Source organism: Acidovorax delafieldii (assembly GCF_007993815.1).
GTDB lineage: Bacteria > Pseudomonadota > Gammaproteobacteria > Burkholderiales > Burkholderiaceae_C > Acidovorax > Acidovorax delafieldii.
This window is the reverse complement of sequence record NZ_VJWE01000013.1, coordinates 21,888-41,784: the sequence shown is the minus strand read 5'-3', so window position 1 is coordinate 41,784 and position 19,897 is coordinate 21,888. Positions and strand designations below refer to the sequence as shown.

Here is a 19,897-nt window from a genome sequence, read left to right as displayed (position 1 = left end):
AGACTGCGTTCCGCCCCCTTTGCATTGACCCCTGCCGAGCGCAGCCCACAGGCGCCAGCGCACGGCAGACAAGTTTCACAGCGTGCTCCACAAGGGCACACCTACTGATCGAAAGTGACCATGAACTTCCCATCCTTCTCCAAGTTCTCCCAGCGCCGCCCCCTGGGTCTGGCCACCCTTGCCACGGCCGTGACGGCCACCGTGGCGGCTGCTGTTCTGGTGTTTCAGGCACCCGTGGCGCAGGCGGATAGCGCCCCCGCAGCACCGCCCGCCATGCCGGTGTCGGTGGCGGCCGTGCTCCAAAAAGACATCGCCCTGTGGGACGAGTTTTCCGGCCGGCTCGAAGCCGTGCAGCGCGTGGACGTGCGCCCGCGCGTCTCGGGCGCCGTGCAGGCCGTGCACTTCCGCGAAGGCTCGCTGGTCAAGCAGGGCGAGCTGCTCGTGACGGTGGACCCCGCCCCTTACGCCGCCGAAGTGGACCGCGCCGAAGCCCAGGTGGTGGCTGCACAGGCCCGCGTGTCGTACACCCGCAGCGAACTGGAGCGCGCCACGCGCCTGCTCGAAGAAAAAGCCATCGCCCAGCGCGAGCACGATGAGCGCCTGAACGCCCAGCGCGAAGCCGATGCCAACCTGCGCGCCGCCCAGGCCGCGCTGCAGACCGCCAAGCTGAACCTGGGCTACACCCAGGTGCGCGCCCCGGTGGCGGGCCGTGTGGGTCGCATCGAAGTCACCGTGGGCAACCTGGTGGCGGCCGGCGCGGGCGCCCCCGTGCTGACCACGCTGGTGTCCGTGAGCCCCATCTACGCGAGCTTCGACACCGACGAGCAGATCGTGGTGAAGGCCCTGGCCGATCTGCAAAGCGGCCAGCGCGGCAATAGCGCCCGCCAGCTCATCGAGCGCATCCCTGTACAGATGGGCACGGGCACCACGGGCGGCACGCCGCACGCCGGTCGCTTGCAGCTCATCGACAACCAGGTCGATGCCAAGAGCGGCACCGTGCGCGTGCGAGCCGTGTTCGACAACGAAGACGGCTCGCTCATCCCCGGTCAGTTTGCCCGCATCCGCATGGGTCAGGCCCGCAACACCCAGGCGCTGCTCATCAACGAGCGCGCCGTGGGAACTGACCAGAACAAGAAGTTCGTGATGGTGGTGGGCGAGGGCAACAAGGCCGAATACCGCGAGGTCACCCTGGGTGCGCCGATTGACGGTCTTCGCGTGGTCACCTCGGGCCTGAAGGCGGGCGAGAACATCGTCGTCAACGGCCTGCAGCGCGTGCGCCCCGGTGCCGTGGTGGCGCCGCAGCCCGTGCCCATGACCGCCAAGGCTGAGATTGCGGGTGATCGCAAGGAAGCCAAGAACAACAGCAAGTCGCCCGCCGCCTGAGCGTGCGAACCAGCGACGCAAGGAATTTGCATCCATGAACCTGTCCCGCTTCTTCATCGACCGCCCCATCTTTGCCGGGGTGCTGTCGGTGCTCATCTTCCTCGGGGGGCTCATCGCATTGCGCGGTCTGCCCATCTCCGAATACCCTGAAGTCGCGCCGCCCTCCGTGGTGGTACGCGCACAGTACCCGGGCGCCAACCCCAAGGTGATCGCCGAGACCGTGGCCACGCCGCTGGAGGAGTCCATCAACGGCGTGGAAGGCATGCTCTACATGGGCAGCCAGGCCACCACCGACGGTGTGATGACGCTGACCGTGACGTTTGCGCTGGGCACCGACCCCGACAAGGCCCAGCAGCTGGTGCAAAACCGCGTCTCGCAGGCCGAGCCGCGCCTGCCCGAGGAAGTGCGCCGCCTGGGCGTCACCACCGTCAAGAGCGCGCCGGACCTGACCATGGTGGTCCACCTGGTCTCGCCCAACAACCGCTACGACATCGACTACCTGCGCAACTACGCCGTGCTCAATGTGAAGGACCGCCTTGCGCGCATCCAGGGCGTGGGCCAGGTGCAGATCTTTGGCGGCGGCGACTACTCCATGCGTGTGTGGCTCGACCCGCAAAAGGTCGCGCAGCGCGGCCTCTCGGCCAGCGACGTGGTGGCCGCCATCCGCGGCCAGAACGTGCAAGCCGCTGCAGGTGTGGTGGGCGCATCGCCCGGCCTGCCTGGCGTGGACTTGCAGCTGTCCATCAACGCGCAGGGCCGCCTGCAGACCGAAGAAGAGTTCGGCGACATCATCGTCAAGACCGGTGCGGATGGTGCGGTGACACGCCTGCGCGACATCGCCCGACTGGAGCTGGGCGCGGCCGACTATTCGCTGCGCTCGCTGCTCAACAACGACCCTGCCGTGGGCATGGGCGTGTTCCAGGCGCCGGGCTCCAACGCGCTCGACATCTCGGCCAACGTGCGCAAGACCATGGACGAGATCCAGAAGAACATGCCCGAAGGCGTGGAGTACCGGATTGCGTACGACCCCACGCAGTTCGTGCGTGCGTCGATCAAGTCCGTGATCCACACGCTGCTCGAAGCCATCGCCCTCGTGGTGCTGGTGGTGATTTTGTTCCTGCAGACCTGGCGCGCGTCCATCATCCCGCTGCTGGCCGTGCCGGTGTCGGTGGTGGGCACGTTCGCGGTGCTGCACCTGCTGGGTTTCTCGATCAACGCACTCTCCCTGTTCGGCCTGGTGCTGGCCATCGGCATCGTGGTGGACGACGCCATCGTGGTGGTGGAGAACGTCGAGCGCAACATCGAGGCGGGCCTGACCCCGCGCGAGGCCACTTACCGCGCCATGCGCGAAGTCTCCGGCCCCATCATTGCCATCGCACTGGTGCTGGTGGCGGTGTTCGTGCCACTGGCTTTCATCAGCGGGCTCACGGGCCAGTTCTATCGCCAGTTCGCGGTGACCATCGCGATCTCCACGGTGATCTCGGCGATCAACTCGCTGACCCTGTCGCCCGCGCTGTCGGCGCTGCTGCTCAAGGGCCACGACGAGCCCAAGGACGCGCTCACGCGCGGCATGGACAAGGTGTTCGGCGGCCTGTTCCGCGGCTTCAATCGCTTGTTCCATCGCGGCTCCGAGGCCTACAGCGGCGGCGTCAAGCGCGTCATCGGCCGCAAGGCGCTGATGTTCGTGATCTACCTTGCGCTGGTGGGCGCCACAGTCGGCCTGTTCAAGATCGTGCCCGGCGGCTTCGTGCCCGCGCAAGACAAGCAGTATCTGATCGGCTTTGCGCAGCTGCCCGACGGCGCCACGCTGGACCGCACCGAGAACGTGATCCGCCGCATGGGTGAGATCATGAAGGAGAACCCGAACGTCGAAGACGCGATCGCCTTCCCCGGCCTGTCGATCAACGGCTTCACCAACAGCTCCAACTCCGGCATCGTGTTCGCCACGCTCAAGCCCTTTGCCGAGCGCACCCGTGCCGACCAGAGCGGCGGTGCGGTGGCAGGCCAGCTGAACCAGGCGTTTGGCAGCATCCAGGACGCGTTCATCGCCATGTTCCCGCCGCCCCCGGTGGCGGGCCTGGGCACCACGGGCGGCTTCAAGCTGCAGATCGAAGACCGTGCCTCGCTGGGCTATGAAGCCATGGACAACGCGGTGAAGGCTTTCATGGCCAAGGCCTACCAGACGCCCGAGCTGGCGGGGTTGTTCACCAGCTGGCAGGTCAACGTGCCGCAGCTGTACGCCAACATCGACCGCACCAAGGCACGCCAGCTCGGCGTGCCCGTGACGGACATCTTCGACACGCTGCAGATCTACCTGGGCAGCCTCTACGCCAACGACTTCAACCAGTTTGGCCGCACCTACAGCGTGCGCGTGCAGGCCGATGCGGCCTACCGCGCGCGGGCTGAAGACGTGGGCCTGCTCAAGGTGCGCTCTGCCACCGGCGAGATGGTGCCACTGTCGGCGCTGATGAAGATGGAGCCGAGCTTCGGCCCCGAACGCGCCATGCGCTACAACGGCTACTTGGCTGCTGATGTGAACGGCGGCCCCGCGCCTGGTTATTCGTCAGGTCAGGCGCAGGCGGCCATCGAGCGCATCGCCAAGGAGACGCTGCCCCAGGGCATCACGTTCGAATGGACCGAGCTGACCTACCAGGAGATCCTGGCCGGCAACTCCGCCGTGCTGGTGTTCCCGCTGGCCATCCTGCTGGTGTTCCTGGTGCTGGCCGCGCAGTACGAGAGCCTGACGCTGCCCATTGCCATCATCCTGATCGTGCCCATGGGCATCCTGGCGGCCATGACCGGGGTGTGGCTGAGCAACGGCGACAACAACGTGTTCACGCAGATCGGGCTCATCGTGCTGGTGGGGCTATCGGCCAAGAACGCCATCCTGATCGTGGAGTTTGCGCGCGAGCTGGAGTTTGCCGGGCGTACCCCCGTGCAGGCCGCCATCGAGGCCAGCCGCCTGCGGCTGCGCCCCATCCTGATGACCTCGCTGGCCTTCGTGATGGGTGTGTTGCCCCTGGTGCTGTCCACCGGCGCGGGCGCCGAAATGCGCAGCGCCATGGGCGTGGCGGTGTTCGCCGGGATGATTGGTGTGACGGCCTTCGGCCTGTTCCTCACGCCCGTGTTCTACGTGCTGTTGCGCAAGCTGGCGGGCAACCGCCCGCTGGTGGAGCATGGCGCGCATGTGGCGCCTATCTCGCACAACACTGGCACTGGTGGCACCGCGCACCCCGTGCTGGCTGCGCCACGCAAGGAGCACGAATGATGCCCTTGACCGCGGTGACAACAACGACCTTTGTGGCCCTAGATGCGCGCTCCACGGTGCACCCGCTGCCGACTGCAACGGGTGCATCGAGCGGGGCAGGAGACCAACCATGACCGATTTGCTATTGAAGAAAAACTCCACCGACGGTGCCCTTGCGGCGCGCAAGCGCAGCCTGCTGGCGCCCCTGGCCGCCGCCCTGGTGCTGGCCGGTTGCATGACGCAGCCCGTGGCCCCCGCGCCGCATGCGGGTGTGCCCGTGCCCGCCAGCTTCACGGCAGGGGGCGGCGCGCTGCCCACGGCCCCCTGGACGGTGGCCGCCCCCGCCGAGGCACAGCCCCGCGGCGAGTGGTGGCTGGGCTTTCAAGACCCGGTGCTGGCCGACCTGGTATTGCGCGCGGGCCAGGCCAACACCAGCATCCAGCAGGCCGCCGCGCGGCTGGCCGAGGCGCGCTCGCTGCTGCGCTCTGCCGATGCCGCGCGCTCGGTGCAAGTGGGCGCCTCGGCCGGTGTGACACGCCAGGCAGGCGCTGCCACCACGGGCAGCGCAACACCTGCCACGCTGGGTACAGCGGGGCTCAATGCATCGTACGAGCTGGACCTGTTCGGCCGCCTCTCGCAAACCAGTGACGCCGCGCGGCTGGACGCCGACGCGCGCGAAGCCCTGCTGCAAAGCACGCGCCTCATGGTGCAAGCCGACGTGGCGCAAACCTATCTGCAGCTGCGCGCGGTGCAAGCCGAGCAGGTGCTGGTGCAAGAGAGCCTGGCCGCGTACCAGGACACGCTGCGCCTGACGCAGCGCCGCCTGCAGGCTGGCGATGTGGCCGAGCTGGACGTGGCCCGTGTGCAGACCGAGGTGGCGGCCACCGAGTCCGACGCGCTGGCCTTGCAGCGCCAGCAGGCCCTGCTCACCAACGCGCTGGCCGTGCTGGCGGGCGAGGTGGCCAGCGGTTTTGTGCTGCCGCCCGCGACGGGCGACGCCGCGTTGCCGGTGATTCCGCCGGGTGTGCCCGGCACGGTGCTGGCGCGTCGTCCCGATGTGTCAGCCGCGCAAACTGCCGTGCTGGCCGCGCAAGCGCGCGTGGGCGTGGCGCAGAAGGCGTGGTTCCCGGCCGTCACGCTCACGGGCAATGCGGGGCATGCGTCGCCCGAGCTGGGCGATCTGTTCAAGTGGTCGGCCCGTGCCTGGGGCGTGAGCGCGCTGCTGTCGCTGCCGATCTTTGACGGCGGCCAGCGCGATGCGCAGATCGAGGGCGCGAAGGCGCGCCTCGAGGCTGCGCTGGCGGACCACCGGGGGCAGGTGCTCAATGCGTTTCGTGACGTGGAGGATCAGCTGACCTCGCTGCGCCTGCTCTCCGGCCAAGCCGAGGCGCAGGGGCGGGCGGTGACGGCCGCGCGGCGGGCCACGCAGTTGTCGGATGTGCGGTATCGCAATGGGTTGGTGAGCCAGCTGGAGTTGCTGGACGCGCGCCGCAGCGAGTTGCGCAATCGGCGGCAGGAGCTGCAGGTGCGGACGGCGCAGTATGTGGCGACGGTGGGGTTGATTCGGGCGCTCGGAGGAGGGTGGGGGGATCAGCCTGCGGTGAGGGTGGCGGCTGTGCCGCAGTAGTTTTTGAGCGGTTTGGGCTGCCTGCGCTAGTGGAACATGCCTAGGTAGCTATTCTTTTTGTAGTGTGCTGCTTGCTTGTTTCTCTTTTGAACTGCGTGTGCCTACGCTGCGGTGCGTTGATTTGACCGCATGCCTGGCTTGAGGGCGGAGGCCGGGAGTCGCCCGGCGAGCGAGTAACTTTCTTTTGCTTCGCCAAAAGAAAGTCACCAAAGAAAAGGCGACCCCCAGTCTGCGACCCCTGCGCTGCGCTTCGGGGCAGACCTGCGTCGAGTCGGTTGCGGGGTGCGCCGTGGAACTCGCTTTGCGCTGCGCGCGCCGCTCGGACAGCCACGGCGAGCCAGTTCACGAAGCATGGGCGCTTCGACGCCCATGCTCACCCCACAACCGCCCCGCCGCAGGCGCAGCCAGCAGGGGTGAGGAGCCGAACATCCAACAGCCGAACAGCCGAACAGCCACACGGGCCATCACTGCGCTCGGCCCAGCTTTCGCAGCGCGTGGCGCTTGCGCCCGCGATTCGGGGCCGAGCGCAGCGATGGCCCGTGTGGATGTTCTGCTCCCCGTGCCCCTGTGGATGCGCCGAGGAGCGCAGGGTTTGGCGGATCAGGGCTCGCGTGTGTTTGAGCGACGCGCAGCGGCGCGAGTTGAGCGAGACCCCGCCAAACCCGAGCACCGCAGGTTGCCCCGTAGCGAAGCGCAGGGGACGCAGACAGTGGGGTCGCCCTTTCTTTGGTTCCTTTCTTTCGGCGACGCGAAAGAAAGGGACTCGCATGCCGGGCGACTCCCGGCCTCTGCCCTCAACCCAGGCATGCGGCCCAATCAGCACACTCCACCAGACACTACAAAATCAATAGCTACCGCCGCATATCCCACTAGCGCCTGCGGCCAAAAAAGCTCAAAAACCTCAAATCACCCCTTCAGCCACCCCCGCAATCTCCCCACCCCTTCCTCCAACCTCCCGAGATCCTGACTCGCAAAACACCACCGCAACCACCCCGACGCCTCTCCCCCAAACGCGCTGCCGGGAGCCAACCCCAGCCCCGCCTCCCGTACCAACCGCTTGGCCAGCGGCAAACACTCGTCATGCCCGTCGATGTGGAAGAACGCATACATGCCCCCACGTGGCGTGGCCACCGACACTCCCGGCACCTCGGCCAGCAGCGGCACCAGCGTGTCGCGGCAGTTGCGTAGATGGTTCACCAGCGCGGGCGTCACCTCCTCCGTGCGCTGCAGCGCCACCGTGGCTCCGCGCTGCACAAACACCGGCGCGCATGAGGTGTTGAACTCGATCAGCTTGCCCACCGCCTGGGTGAGTGACGGCGGCAACACCAGCCACCCAAGGCGCCAGCCGGTCATCAAAAAGCTCTTGGAAAAGCTGTGCGTCACGATCAGCCGGTCCTCGGGCTCGGCCACGTCGAGAAAACTGGGCGCCGCGCCATTGGCCGTGTCACCCGCGTAGTACAGCCGCTCATACACCTCGTCCGCCAAAATCCACGTGCCCGTGCGGCGGCAGTGCGCCAGGATGGTGGCTTGCTCCTCGCGCGTCAGCGTCCAGCCCGTGGGGTTGTTGGGTGCGTTGACGACCAGCAGGCGCGTGCCGCGTGTGATGGCGGCCAGCAGCGCATCCATGTCCAGGCGCCATGCGCCGTGCACGTCGGCCACCAGTGGCACAGTGCGCACCTGCGCCCCCAGAATGCGCGGCTGCGCCACCAGGTTGGGCCACACGGGCGTCACCAGCACCACTTCGTCGCCCGCGTCCACCAGGGTCTGCACGGCCACCATCAGGCCGTTCACACCGCCGGACGTCACTGCGATGCGGTCGAACCACGCATCGGTGTGCTGCTGCGGGTGCAGGCCGTGCATGTAGCCTGCAATCGCGTGGCGCAGTTCGGGCAGGCCCAGGTTGTGGGCATAAAAGGTCTCGCCCTTTTGCAGCGACGCAATGGCCGCGTCGCGGATGAAATCCGGCGTTACCTCGTCGCTCTCGCCGAACCAGAACTTCAGCACATCGCTGCGCCCCAGGCCTTCGTTGGCCACTTCGCGGATGCGCGACTCTTCGAGGCTTTGGACTACTTCTCGCATGCAATCTCCTTGCGTCAACAACTCTCCCATCATCGCAGCGATTCTTCAACCTGCTGATGTCGTCACGTAACACGGAAGGCCGCGGAGCAGGCTTCGCCTAGCCACTGGCGTTGTCCCCCGGTGGGGAAAGGCGACGAAGGCGACTCAGGGGGATTTCATCGCTGCAGGCGTATAGTCGTTTTTTTGATTTTTTTGGCTGACCCCAACGCTCATGACCTATCCAAACACCCAGCTCTTCATCGCAGGCCAGTGGCAAGACGCCGCCGAAGGCAAGACCCTTGCCGTGTTCAACCCCGCCACGGGCAAAGAAATTGGCCGTGTGGCCCATGCCACCAAGGTGGACCTGGACCGCGCGCTGGACGCCGCACAAAAGGGCTTTGAAGCCTGGCGCGACATGCCCGCCGCTGAGCGTGCCAAGACCATGCGCCGCGCCGCTGCACTGATGCGCGAGCGCGCCGAGGCCATCGCCGCCATCATGGTGCAAGAGCAGGGCAAGCCCCTGGCCGAAGCCAAGGTCGAGACCATGGCGTCCGCCGACATCATCGAATGGTTTGCCGACGAGTCGCTGCGTGTGTACGGCCGCATCGTGCCCTCGCGTAATCTCAAGGCCACGCAGATGGTGCTGAAGGACCCGGTGGGGCCCGTGGCTGCGTTCACGCCGTGGAACTTCCCCATCAACCAGGTGGTGCGCAAACTGGCCGCCGCGCTGGGCGCAGGCTGCTCCATCCTGGTCAAGGCACCCGAAGAAACCCCCGCCAGCCCGGCCGAGCTGATCCGCGCGTTTGCCGATGCGGGCGTGCCTGCAGGCACCGTGGGCCTGGTCTATGGCGACCCGGCGGAAATCTCCAACTACCTGATCCCGCACCCCGTCATCCGCAAGGTCACGTTCACGGGTTCCACGCCCGTGGGCAAGCAACTGGCTGCGCTGGCCGGCAAGCACATGAAGCGCTTGACGATGGAACTGGGCGGCCACGCACCGGTGATCGTCGCGGAAGACGCCGACCTCGAACTCGCCATCAAGATCGGCAGCGGCGCCAAGTTCCGCAACGCAGGCCAGGTCTGCATCTCGCCCACGCGCTATCTGGTGCACGAAAGCATCCGTGCCGACTTCGTGGCTGCCTTCGCCAAGTACGCGCAGGGCCTGAAGGTGGGCGATGGCCTCACGGCCGGCACGCAGATGGGCCCGTTGGCCAACCCGCGTCGCATTACCGCCATGGCCGACTTGTTGGCCGATGCGGTACAGCAGGGCGCCAAGGTGCTGGCCGGTGGCGAGCGCATCGGCACCGAAGGCAACTTCTTCCAGCCCACCGTGCTGAACGACGTGCCCCTGTCGGCCCGCATCGTGAACGAAGAGCCCTTTGGCCCCGTGGCTGCCGTGCGTGGCTTCACCCAAATCGAAGACGCCATTGCCGAGGCCAACAGCCTGCCGTTTGGTCTGGCCGGTTATGCCTTCACTTCGTCGCTGAAGAACGCTCATTTGCTGGCGCAGCGCTTGGAAGTCGGCATGCTCTGGATCAACCAGGCCGCCGCACCTGCAGCCGAGCTGCCGTTTGGTGGCCTGAAGGATTCGGGCTACGGCTCCGAGGGTGGCCCCGAGGCCATCGAGGCGCACCTGAACACGCGCCTGGTGTCGATCATGAACGTGTGAGGGTGACCATCGCGTTTTTTGAACAGGTTCTCAGCGCGGTAGTCGCAGGCCCCCGGTGCCATGGGCATCGGGGGCCTTTCTGCTTTCTGAAGACTGCGCTGGGGCGGCGCAATGGTGCCGCGCTGGCACACGGCATGGGTAGCGGTGCGTCGGCGCGCACTGCTTTCAGGAGAGCCTAGTCCATGTTCTCCACGCGCTACCTTGCCCTCATCTTGGCCCCAGCCTGCGTATGCCCCAACTGGGCTGGCATGGACAAGGAAGGCTCCAGCCAGCGGCCCGGACTGTTCTGTGCCTAGCTGTCCCCGGACGATGGCCCGGTGTGGGCGCATTTTGAGAACCCCGCGCACCATGCCGCAAATGGTGCGGCACTGCCATACCGGCGCGCCGGTGTTTGCGCTGCAGGCAGGCACCCGCTACCAGTGCAAGGCAGCATCACCACAGAAGTCCGCCGGCCAGGAAGAACCCTACACCGCAGGGCTGACCATGCAAGCAGCCGAGGCTTCCAATCGCCCGATTCCACTCCAACCCTTCGGGCAAGTACTTGTGCAACTCCAAAAAGACTTTGACCAGGTTCTTAGTGTCGGAGGGGTGTGACGGCTGGTGCGTGTCGCTCTGGGGCCTGACGGGCGGGCTGCGGCAGCTGGGGCGGTTTGGCGGGCATTGAGATTCCTGGTGCGCTTCGTGCGCACCGTACAGTGTTTGCAATGGGGCGCTGATGGCCGGACGCTGGCCAGAGCGCGCCGTGATTCAAAGCACTTGTGTGGTGAACCGTGGCTGGTGCCTGACACCTGTCAACACCGTGTGGGTGACTTCGGCCCGGTCGATATACAAGCCACTCAAATCGTCGAAAACCACGTGCCTGCTGGCGGTTTTGCCCGAGACTGAAAGCGCGCAAAACGCCAGCTAGGGCTGTTGCATACCGGTTATCGCGGTATCTGCTCATGGATGGCATGAACACCAGATGCCTAGAGCACCTGGTTGCAATCGTATGCCCGGGAGGTCACATCAAAAGAGATTTTGAGTGCTGACTATTTATTCAGCAAGGCTGTGAGCGAGTGATTTTGCAAGAAAAGGTGCTGTGGAGTATTTTCCAGTGTCTACTGAAAAATAGCGGCCATGTCGTGTGATGCCATAGTCTGATCGGCGATGAAGCGTGGATTTCGGATCCGAGAGCAAACCCTGGCCAGCAGCAAAAACCCAGCCACCTTCCAGATAAATGTATTCGGCTTGTTCGCGAACCTGGGCTGCCCACGGCAACAATGACTCCAGATTTTGGAAGATGGAATCCTTCAGTGCCTGCGAATCGGAAACGGCCGACTCTTTGATATCCGGTGGCAAGACGTCTGAACTATCTACCCGCAAACCATCGGGATACCAAGAGAGATAAAAATCACGTCCATTGTAATTTTTGATGTCTCCGAAAGGTCCCGTGGCAATAACGGCACAAGGTGTGTTTACTGTTGTTCTTGTGCGTACGAATAGCGACTGGCGGTATCGATTCGACCAAGTCCCCGTCGGTTCTATTCCAGCGGTCTGGTCTATCGCCATGCGGCCCTGCCAGAGCGAGTTGATCACATAGTCATAAGGGCCAAACGTGCCTTCAGATGTTTCTATGCTCCAGGTACCTTCGGCGCTGTCTCCCGTGGGGTGGGCTGCTGTAATACGGACCTCCATCAAAAGCTCAATGAGTTTTTCTTCCGCCAAAGCGGATATGAATTTTTCGGCCACCCAATTGGTCTCTACAGAGCGCTCTGGGGCGCGAAGCCCCGCAACAATGTCTGGAGAAGATGTCAAGTTGGCAAGTTGGGAGGAGTTCAGTCGTTGAACCCTGCAATCGGATACATCAGCTAAATACCGTTTTGCATCTGGATGCGCTCGCACCCGTTCAACAACTTTCTCCATGTACGTCATCATTTCTGATGCCGATGTTACTGAATCGCGATGGCACAAATACAGGTCGTCTTCGCTTGTGATGGCTGGAGCAAGTGAAGTGCCGACCAATTCTTCGATCAGAGGGCGAAAATTGAGCCCTCCAGGAATGACATGGCTTGCGGTGCGTAAAGATGGATCCGCACTGTAGATAAAGCCCAGATGGATCTTTCCTTCGTTCCATCGACTTGCCGCACTGAAAGGATGTTTCTCTTTGTCAAATATGGATACGTGAAATCCTTTGCGGGCGAGAAAGATCGCGGTGGAGCAGCCCATGATCCCTGCTCCGAGTACCGCAATGCGTAACGGTTTTTTCATGTTTGTTTAATTCCAGTTATTCACATATGACGCGGGATCATATTTCTCACTGGCCATTACCAAGAGTACAGAGTCCGATGCAACGTATGTCTGGCGGCACCACACTCCACTGCCTAGGAGCAGACCTGGCCCTGTAGGTATCAGCGCAGTATTTACTTCTTCTGGCCCTGTTCTTAGCACGAGTTCAATTTTCCCTTGAAGGCAGATCAATAGTTGCTGCCCCGTCCGATGGCCGTGCTCGCCGCGTATGGCTCCGGCGGGTACGTTTGTTACCGTGAATACCCGGCGAGGCCGGAAAGGAAGATCGTCGAAATCGATTGGTAGTAAATTGCCGCGTTCATCAGCATGAACGGGAAGATCAATCAAGCGGGCGCGCCCCTCAAACCAAGAGTGATGCGAAAAGTCAGCGCTGGTATTTATGATTTCCCTCACTTTCTAAGTCTGGCTTGTGTTGGAGGAGCCATCTCGCCATCGGACCGGTCAAGATGAGTTTCTGTTCGCTGGTTAGGTCTGAGATCCAGATTTCTCGCATTATTGCTGCATGAACCTCAAAAAATTGCCGTTGAGAAAATTTCCAGCTTCGAGATAGGCTGTCAGGTTTGTAGTACTTGTAGCATAGGGTTTCTGGTATTCGTGCGAACTCACCGAGCAGGCTCATGTGAAACAACCATGGCCAGTCTGCCGAAAATTCGCCCGCCCGGTGGGACTTGAGTCCCTGAATTCGACGTGCAGGCTCCAAGCGAAATAAACCTCGATTGGGTACCCACCATTTGTTGTCTCCCCGCATCATGATGAACCCTCTCTGCACGGGGTCGTGCACGCCTTCAATCTCTTCAAATATCCACTGCTCTTGAGATTCGTCGGTGTTGGTTAAGAGAACGTCGGAATAGCTCAATACAACTTCTGGCCGGCTGTCAAGTATGTTGACCAGCTTTTCGATATAAGCTGAATTTAATATGTCATCGTGAAATGCAAACAAAACATAATCTGAATTGGCTTGGTTGAGTAAAAAATTGCAATTGCCTACATACCCCAGCCGTTCCTGCTGTCGTATCACCCTGAAGCGTGGATCATTGTGGGCATGGGCTGCACAGATTTCATAGGTCGAGTCATCGCATTTGTCCACTGAGATAATGATCTCAAGAGGGGCATAGGTTTGGGCCGACAGACAGTCAAGAGTCGCCTGAATAAAGCCTGCGGATTGCCATGCGGGAACCAGTGCGGTGACCTTCGATGGCTTTTTATGGGAGTCCATATGATTGAGAAAGTGATTTTTATTGCCAGCGCAGCAGGAGCCGGAAGGCCCGCATGGTCGAGAGCTTTCCTTGCTCTGTCGTGAAAATTTTTTCCCATACACGAAGGTATTTTTCGTGCAAGCAAATACTGCGCCGACGGCTGGGAAGATACCAGTTCAAACCCGCACGGCGTGTCTATCTGTAACCGCATTGGGCATGCAGGGCTGGCACGGAAACGCTCGGTGGATTGGATGCGCAAGGCGTTGATTGCGCAAGAAAAAAACCCCGCACCTCAAAGAAGTGCGGGGTAATTGGCTGTGTGCCTGCCCTCCCACCAGTCAGGGCAGCAGCGTGTGGGGCGCTATCAGAAGTTGTGGCGCACGCCCACGGCGAAGGAGCTGAAGTCGTTACCCGGAGCCGACACGCCGTAGGTGGCAGCCTGGCTGTTGTTGATGCGGGTGTAGTACGTGTAGATCTTGGTGCGCTTGCTCAGGTTGTAGTTGTAGCCCAGCGTGTACTGGGTGGCGGCGCTGTTGGACACGTTGGAGTAGTTGCCGGCACGGCCCACGTTCACGTGGAACTCGGACACGCCCATGATGTAGGCGGCCGACAGGCGCAGGTTGGTGCGGTTGCCGCCGTTGGCGATGAACACGTTCTTGTCGCGTTGCACGTAGGCGCCCATCACGAAGGGACCGGTGGAGTACGAAGCGCGCACTGCGAACTGGTTCTGGTCGCCCAGCTTGGAGTAACCAGCGCCCAGGCCCAGCTTGCCGATTTCGTAGTTGGCAGCCAGGTCCATGCTGTTCTTGCCGCCGGTGCCGCTGGGCTGCTCGTGCTGGGCCCAGCCGGCTTCGAACGTTGCGCCGCCCAGGCTGGGGGTGCGGTAAGCGATCTTGTTGATGTCGCGGGCGGGGTAGGCGTACAGGGCGTCAGCCGACGAGCCGGTGTCGTGGTTGTGGTTGCTGATGAAGTCGGCCGTGGCGTAGTACGACTCGGACGTGAAGTTGCCCAGGCGAACCATGCCGAAGCCGCCGGACAGGTTCACTTCGCTCTGGCGGGCAAAAATGCCGCGCGAGTCGGAAGCGCCGGAGCTGGAGTCAAAGCCGCTTTCGAGCTGGAAGCCAGCCATCAGGCCGCCGCCGAGGTCTTCCTGGCCCTTGAAGCCAAAGCGGGAGGAGTTGTTGAACAGGCCGGTCTTGGAGACATCGCCGTCTTTTTGGTGTTCAAAGCTGGTGTTGACCCGGCCGTACAGGGTGACGCTGCTCTGTGCAAAGGCAGCAGACGTACCCACCAGGGCCAGCGCGGCGAGGGCGCAGCGGTTCAATGTTTTCATTCGCGAGGTTCCTTAAATCAAATTTTGTTTGATGACAAATAATCACCGGCCAAAAACGCACAGGGGTGATGCCTTCGGGCCGCCGCTACAAGCAAGTTTGGTGCCTGTGGTGATGTGATCGTTGCACTTTGCAACGGAAGGGGATGCTACTGGCCGCCGTGATTGGCCGCCAGCGGGGTAAACACCTTTTTGTCATCCAAATGTCGTTGCGGCGCAACATGGTTCTGGTAGGGCATGCCAGAACCGACCCGGGGCGTAGCCTGGCACCCCCTCCAAGGTCGCGAATGCAGCGCAAGCCCCGCGCGGGCTTAAGCGCTGAAGGGCGGCTTGTGGGGGTTCGTGGAGTGGGCGACGACCCCTTGAGGGATCGTCAACGGGCCCCTAGAACCGGTAGGTCGAGGTCAGCGTGTAGGTGCGCGCCTGTCCGTAGAAACAATCCCCGCGTGCCAGGCACTGGGTGATGTGCACCTTGTCGGTCAGGTTGACCACGTTGAGGGCCACGCGCCAGTCGCCAGCGTCGTAGGCCAGCATGGCATCGGCCAGGGTGGCGGCAGGGGTGCTGATGACGCTGGTGCCGCTCCATTGGGAGCCGGTGTAGCGCACGCCAGCGCCCACCACCCAGCCGCCACGTCCCTGCGCTGCAAAGCGGTGGCTCAGCCAGGCCGACGCGGTGTGCCGGGGCACGCTGGCCACGGGCTGGCCCTGGTCGCCTGCGTTGCTGCGGCTGATTTGGGCGTCGGTGAAGGCGTAGCCCACCGTGAAGTCCCACTGGCGCGCCAGGCTGGCCTGCACCTCCGCCTCGAAACCGTTGACCTTTACTTCGCCGATCTGCAGGCTGTTGAGCGGGTTGCCGGGGTCGGTGGTCTTGCGGTTCTTCTCGCGCAGGGTGTACACAGCGGCAAACGCACTGATGCCCTGGCCTGGCGGCTGCCACTTCACGCCGGCCTCCCACTGTTCACCGCGCTGGGGTTTGTAGGGGGTGCCGTACGCGTCGAGCCCACCCAGGGGCTGGAACGATTCGGAGTAGCCCACATACGGCGCCCAGCCGCCATCCATCTGGTACGTGACGCCTGCGCGTTTGGTCCAGGCCTTGTCGTCCACGGCAGCGGCAGGGCGGCCTTCGGTATCGGTCTGCACACTGTCGTGGCGCAGGCCCAGCGTGGCCGTCCAGCGGCCCCATTGGATCTGGTCTTGCGCGTAGAACCCCAGCTGCTTTTGCACCACGCTGGGCTGGCGCACCAGCTGCGCCGAAGTGGGTGGCGTGAAGTTGCCGTACACGGGGTTGTACACGTCGATGGACGACGCCACCGCTCGCCATGCCTGCTGGCCGGTGTGGTTGCGCTGCACGTCCAGGCCTGCGAGCACTGTGTGCGCGGTACTGCCCGCCTGCAGCTTGCCTTCGAGCTGCGTGTCGATGAGCAGCATGCGGCCGGTGTTGAGGTTCCACACCGCATCGCGCACCAGCGTGCGGTTGTCGCTGTTGAACACGGGGCGCGCAGGGCGGCCGGTCCCAGCGTTGGCGGTGAAGCTGGTGTAGATGGTGCGATAGTCCACCTCGCTCACGGTGCGGCGCAGGTTCTGGCGCACTGTCCAGTCGCTGTTCAGACGGTGGCTGAACAGGTAGCCCCAGGAGTTGTTGCTGGTGTCGTACGCGTCCCAGCCCGGCTCGCTGATGAAGGTGTTGCGCGGAATCTGTCCGTACTGGCTGGGCAGCTGCGTGCCTTGCCACGGGAAGAAGCCAATGAGCGAGCCGCTTTGGTCCTTCTGGTGCAGCGCCTGCAGCGTCAGCGACATGTCGGCATTGGGTTTCCAGGTGAGCGATGGCGCAAACACCACGCGGTTGTCGTCCACATGGTCCACCTGCGTACCGCTGTCGCGGCCCACGGCCACCAGGCGGTAGAGCCACTGGCCGTCCTGGTCGAGTGCGCCCGTCAGGTCGGCGGCGATCTGCTTGCGTGCGTTGTTGCCCAGCTGCACCTGCACCTCGCGCAGGGTGTCTGCCTGCGGGCGTTTGCTAGTCAGGTTGAGCACGCCGCCCACGCTGCCTTGGCCGTACAGCACGGAGGTGGGGCCGCGCAGAAACTCCACACGTTCCAGCGTGTACGGGTCCGGCCGGCTGGTGTTGTAGGTGCCGTAGGTGCGCAGCAGGCCGTCCTGGTACTGGCTCACCGTGCCGCCGCGTGCGGCAAAGCTGTCCACGCGGCTGTCGAAATAGTTGGACACCGCGCCCGCGGTGTATGCCGTCACCTGCCGCAGCGTCTGGACGCCCTGGGCTTCCATCTGGTCGCGGGTGATCACGCTGATGGCCTGCGGCGTTTCGATGAGTGGGGTGTCGGTCTTGGTGGCGCTGAGCGCACGCTGGGCCACAAAGCCGGTGACGGGCGCGGTGGGGTTCTCCTGCCCCGCGCCCGAAGAGACGGTGACAGGGGCCAGCGTGGTCTCGGCCGTGGTGGTCGGAGTGGTTTGTGCATGGGCAGCGGCGCTGCACAGCAGCAGCAGAGCGGCCTGTGCCACCGCGGTGCGCGGCGCGCGGCATGCGCGCGAATTGGATGCGGAAGGATGCATGATTTGCTATTAATTAGATAGCTACTTGGGCATATTCGACTAGCGCAAGCGGCCGTTTTGGCTTGAAATGGGCGCCGCTCAGCGTCCCGCAGGGGCGGGAGTGGCCGCTGGGGGCAGGGACGGCGACGGCATGCCGTCGGCCAGCACAAAGCTCAGCGTGGTCACGTAGCTGGCTTCGCCGTACGGTGCGCCATGTGCCTCACCCGGCGTCTTGTCGCTGTGCTTCACCTCGGCCACGTACTGGCCCTTCCAGGGGGTGACGAAGGTCACTGTGCCGTCTTCACCGGCCTCGGCCTCGCGCGTCCAGCCCGAGGGTGCGGCCAGCTGCACCTTGGCCTTGGGCAGCGGTGCACCCTGATAGACCACTTTCAGCTCACCGGGCTTACCGGTGGGCACAAGGTCCAGCGGGGCGGTGGGGCCCACGGGCTTGGCCAGACTGGCCACCCAGCGGGCCGAGGGCTGCCAGTACATCGCGGGCAGGTTGCGCTTGCTGCGGTCGATCAGCGGGTAGGTGGCGGTGGCAAACAGGGTGTCGGGCGTGCCGGCGGCGGGGTAGACAAAAGCGTCCTTGCCCAGTTGGCCTTCCACACGCTGGGCGGCGGCGCCCGTGCGTTGCTGCTCGAGCACGGGCACACCCTTGAACTGGTCCAACCGGCCGGGCGAATTCTCGCGCAGGTTGTCGTTGAACTCCCCGAAGTGCAGGCGCGCCTGACCCCCGGCGTTTTCCAGCCACACCTGGTGCGCGTGGACAGGGGCCAGTGCGGTCACGCTGGCGATGGTCAGCGCGGCAGCCAGCCAAGGGCGTGGGAAGGTGGGAGCACAAGACATGGATATTTCCTCTCTTTGGTTTGGGATTCGGGAACGCCGCCATAAAGCGCAGAGCGCAGCCCGCCGCACCACCTCCAGGGTGGGTGCAGCAAAGCTCACTTCTTGATAGCTGCCTGCGCTTTTGGGATAAGCGCTGGGTGGCTTTTTGATCTGAACGTTGCAGCGCCCGGCTCACACCGGACGACAGCGCAGATCGTTGGGCCGTGGGGCCCGCTTCAGCGACCGCCATGAGGTCGTCACGACAGCCGCCGGAAAACGCTCACAACGCTGCGCTCGCGCGCGGGTTCTTTGCTGGGGGAGTCGGCACCGGTGCGCGCGGCCGGCCGTACCAGCCCATCACCCCCACGGGGATGCCCAGCGCCACCCACGACCACCAGTCGCCCCAGGTGTCGGACACCAGGGCCGTGAGCAGCCCGGTGGTGGTGAGCACACCCATCGTGATGGGCCCGCCCCACAGGGCCCAGAAAGGGCTGCGCTTTTTCATGCGGCCCCCTCGGTGGAGCGCGCGGCGCCCGATGTGGGTAATGCGCCGCCAGCCAAGTGAGCGGTGGCGCTGCCCACGGTTGGTGTTGTGGGGCTTGCTGTCTGCACGCCCTTGCGCAGCCACAGATACAGCCCGCTGCCCAGCACCACGATGGTGGCGATGTCGAGCAGCGCCCAGAGGATCTTCATCGGCACGCCGCCGTAGTCGCCAAAGTGCAGCGGCTGCGACACGAGCAGCGCCGTCAGGTACCACGGCAGCGTGGGCGATGCGGTGACCTGCGCTGTGCGCGCGTCCACCAGCACGGGCTTGAGCAGGCGCGAGGTGAGCGGCTCGTTGCCGCGCAGGAAAAACGTGTTGTGGTGCGGGCTGGAGAATGCCGTGCCCGGGAACGCAATGAACGACAGCTTGGTGCCCGGCGCCTGGGCCTGCGCCACCTCCAGCGCTTGCTGCAGCGGCCCGCGCTCTGCGGCGGGCACGATGGGCCGGCCCTCATAGGGCTTGAGCAGCACCGACAACTGGTCGTACTGCCAGTACTTGATGAGCAGATCGGCCCACGTGTTGATCATGCCCGTGCCACCCACCACGAAGGCCCACACCAGCGTGACGATGCCCAGCAGGTTGTGCAGGTCGAGCCACTTCACCCGCGTGGACCGATCCCGCCGCACCTCACCAAACGCCAGCTTGCGCATGTACGGCGCATACAACACCACGCCGGTGACGATGGCCACCAGCAGCAGCAAGCCCATGAAGCCCAGAAACAGCTTGCCCGGCAGCCCCGCGAACAGGTCCACATGCAGCTTGAACATCACGTACATGAAGCCTTCGTCAAACCGTGGCTGCGCCAGCACCTGGGCCGTGCGGGCATCCACCGCCACTGAGCGGAAGTCATCGGTGGGCGCCGGGGTGGGCGTGAGCGTGACGAACCAGACGTTGTCATCGTCCTCCGCATGCGACGCGAACTGCACCACTCGCTCGGGGTGCAGCGCCTTTGCCGTGGCCAACACCTGGTCGAGGCTGGCGCGCGGCGTGTTGGCGGGCATGGCGGGCGCCTCGACCTCGGTGCCCAGCAGGTGGCCAATTTCGTGGTGAAAGATCAGCGGCAGGCCGGTGATGCACAGCAGCAGCATGAAGACGGTGCACACCAGGCTGGACCATTTGTGGGTCCAGCTCCAGCGGCGCAGGGCGGTGGGGCTCAGCATGGGATGAGAACCTTGTTGAGCG

The 19,897-nt window shown here is 64.1% G+C and carries 14 protein-coding genes; 5 read left to right on the top strand and 9 right to left on the bottom strand.

What is annotated here, in order from left to right; genetic code table 11:
- The first annotated feature begins 120 nt into the window (after positions 1-120).
- From ATF69_RS12235 to ATF69_RS12225, 3 genes are all read left to right on the top strand, one after another.
- Positions 121-1,383, top strand: a complete 1,263-nt coding sequence (locus tag ATF69_RS12235; RefSeq protein ID WP_146871145.1) for an efflux RND transporter periplasmic adaptor subunit — start codon at positions 121-123, stop codon at positions 1,381-1,383.
- Positions 1,384-1,417: 34 nt separating this feature from the next.
- Entirely contained in the window at positions 1,418-4,651 is a 3,234-nt protein-coding gene (locus ATF69_RS12230; protein ID WP_056061763.1) for an efflux RND transporter permease subunit, read from the top strand.
- A gap of 109 nt (positions 4,652-4,760) precedes the next feature.
- Positions 4,761-6,257 (top strand): efflux transporter outer membrane subunit, encoded by a 1,497-nt coding sequence (locus tag ATF69_RS12225; RefSeq protein WP_146871144.1) that lies wholly within the window; start codon positions 4,761-4,763, stop codon positions 6,255-6,257.
- A 906-nt stretch (positions 6,258-7,163) separates the two neighbouring features.
- Here the strand turns inward: ATF69_RS12225 and ATF69_RS12215 are convergent.
- Entirely contained in the window at positions 7,164-8,336 is a 1,173-nt protein-coding gene (locus tag ATF69_RS12215) for a pyridoxal phosphate-dependent aminotransferase (RefSeq protein ID WP_146871142.1), read from the bottom strand.
- A 211-nt stretch (positions 8,337-8,547) separates the two neighbouring features.
- Here ATF69_RS12215 and ATF69_RS12210 point away from each other — a divergent pair, with 211 nt between their 5' ends.
- Both ATF69_RS12210 and ATF69_RS12205 read left to right on the top strand, forming a co-directional pair.
- On the top strand, positions 8,548-9,984 hold the full coding sequence (locus ATF69_RS12210; RefSeq protein WP_146871141.1) for an NAD-dependent succinate-semialdehyde dehydrogenase: 1,437 nt from the start codon (positions 8,548-8,550) through the stop codon (positions 9,982-9,984).
- 348 nt (positions 9,985-10,332) lie between these two features.
- Positions 10,333-10,578: a hypothetical protein gene (locus ATF69_RS12205; RefSeq protein ID WP_146871140.1), complete on the top strand. Its 246-nt coding sequence runs from the start codon at positions 10,333-10,335 to the stop codon at positions 10,576-10,578.
- 438 nt (positions 10,579-11,016) lie between these two features.
- Here ATF69_RS12205 and ATF69_RS12200 read toward each other — a convergent pair whose 3' ends face one another.
- The 8 genes from ATF69_RS12200 to ATF69_RS12165 form a co-directional block, all read right to left on the bottom strand.
- Positions 11,017-12,231, bottom strand: a complete 1,215-nt coding sequence (locus ATF69_RS12200; RefSeq protein WP_146871139.1) for an NAD(P)/FAD-dependent oxidoreductase — start codon at positions 12,229-12,231, stop codon at positions 11,017-11,019.
- 6 nt (positions 12,232-12,237) lie between these two features.
- On the bottom strand, positions 12,238-12,663 hold the full coding sequence (locus ATF69_RS23475) for a sugar 3,4-ketoisomerase (protein ID WP_121943346.1): 426 nt from the start codon (positions 12,661-12,663) through the stop codon (positions 12,238-12,240).
- Positions 12,635-13,486, bottom strand: a complete 852-nt coding sequence (locus ATF69_RS12190) for a glycosyltransferase family 2 protein (RefSeq protein WP_146871138.1) — start codon at positions 13,484-13,486, stop codon at positions 12,635-12,637. Before ATF69_RS12190 ends, ATF69_RS23475 begins: the two co-directional genes overlap by 29 nt.
- Before the next feature lie 344 nt (positions 13,487-13,830).
- The gene (locus ATF69_RS12185) at positions 13,831-14,799 is read right to left on the bottom strand and encodes a porin (protein ID WP_056061777.1); all 969 of its coding nucleotides are present in this window, start codon (positions 14,797-14,799) and stop codon (positions 13,831-13,833) included.
- A 381-nt stretch (positions 14,800-15,180) separates the two neighbouring features.
- Entirely contained in the window at positions 15,181-17,364 is a 2,184-nt protein-coding gene (locus ATF69_RS12180; RefSeq protein ID WP_146871137.1) for a TonB-dependent siderophore receptor, read from the bottom strand.
- 78 nt (positions 17,365-17,442) lie between these two features.
- Positions 17,443-18,192, bottom strand: a complete 750-nt coding sequence (locus ATF69_RS12175; RefSeq protein ID WP_146871136.1) for a DUF4198 domain-containing protein — start codon at positions 18,190-18,192, stop codon at positions 17,443-17,445.
- 259 nt (positions 18,193-18,451) lie between these two features.
- Positions 18,452-18,676, bottom strand: a complete 225-nt coding sequence (locus tag ATF69_RS12170; protein WP_146871135.1) for a hypothetical protein — start codon at positions 18,674-18,676, stop codon at positions 18,452-18,454.
- Entirely contained in the window at positions 18,673-19,875 is a 1,203-nt protein-coding gene (locus tag ATF69_RS12165; RefSeq protein WP_146871134.1) for a PepSY-associated TM helix domain-containing protein, read from the bottom strand. Before ATF69_RS12165 ends, ATF69_RS12170 begins: the two co-directional genes overlap by 4 nt.
- Positions 19,876-19,897 lie beyond the last annotated feature (22 nt).

Coding starts and splice junctions, on each gene's coding strand:
- ATF69_RS12235 (WP_146871145.1), top strand. CDS start 121: ATGAACTTCCCATCCTTCTCCAAGTTCTCCCAGCGCCGCCCCCTGGGT.
- ATF69_RS12230 (WP_056061763.1), top strand. CDS start 1,418: ATGAACCTGTCCCGCTTCTTCATCGACCGCCCCATCTTTGCCGGGGTG.
- ATF69_RS12225 (WP_146871144.1), top strand. CDS start 4,761: ATGACCGATTTGCTATTGAAGAAAAACTCCACCGACGGTGCCCTTGCG.
- ATF69_RS12215 (WP_146871142.1), bottom strand. CDS start 8,336: ATGCGAGAAGTAGTCCAAAGCCTCGAAGAGTCGCGCATCCGCGAAGTG.
- ATF69_RS12210 (WP_146871141.1), top strand. CDS start 8,548: ATGACCTATCCAAACACCCAGCTCTTCATCGCAGGCCAGTGGCAAGAC.
- ATF69_RS12205 (WP_146871140.1), top strand. CDS start 10,333: ATGCCGCAAATGGTGCGGCACTGCCATACCGGCGCGCCGGTGTTTGCG.
- ATF69_RS12200 (WP_146871139.1), bottom strand. CDS start 12,231: ATGAAAAAACCGTTACGCATTGCGGTACTCGGAGCAGGGATCATGGGC.
- ATF69_RS12190 (WP_146871138.1), bottom strand. CDS start 13,486: ATGGACTCCCATAAAAAGCCATCGAAGGTCACCGCACTGGTTCCCGCA.
- ATF69_RS12185 (WP_056061777.1), bottom strand. CDS start 14,799: ATGAAAACATTGAACCGCTGCGCCCTCGCCGCGCTGGCCCTGGTGGGT.
- ATF69_RS12180 (WP_146871137.1), bottom strand. CDS start 17,364: ATGCATCCTTCCGCATCCAATTCGCGCGCATGCCGCGCGCCGCGCACC.
- ATF69_RS12175 (WP_146871136.1), bottom strand. CDS start 18,192: ATGTCTTGTGCTCCCACCTTCCCACGCCCTTGGCTGGCTGCCGCGCTG.
- ATF69_RS12170 (WP_146871135.1), bottom strand. CDS start 18,676: ATGAAAAAGCGCAGCCCTTTCTGGGCCCTGTGGGGCGGGCCCATCACG.
- ATF69_RS12165 (WP_146871134.1), bottom strand. CDS start 19,875: ATGCTGAGCCCCACCGCCCTGCGCCGCTGGAGCTGGACCCACAAATGG.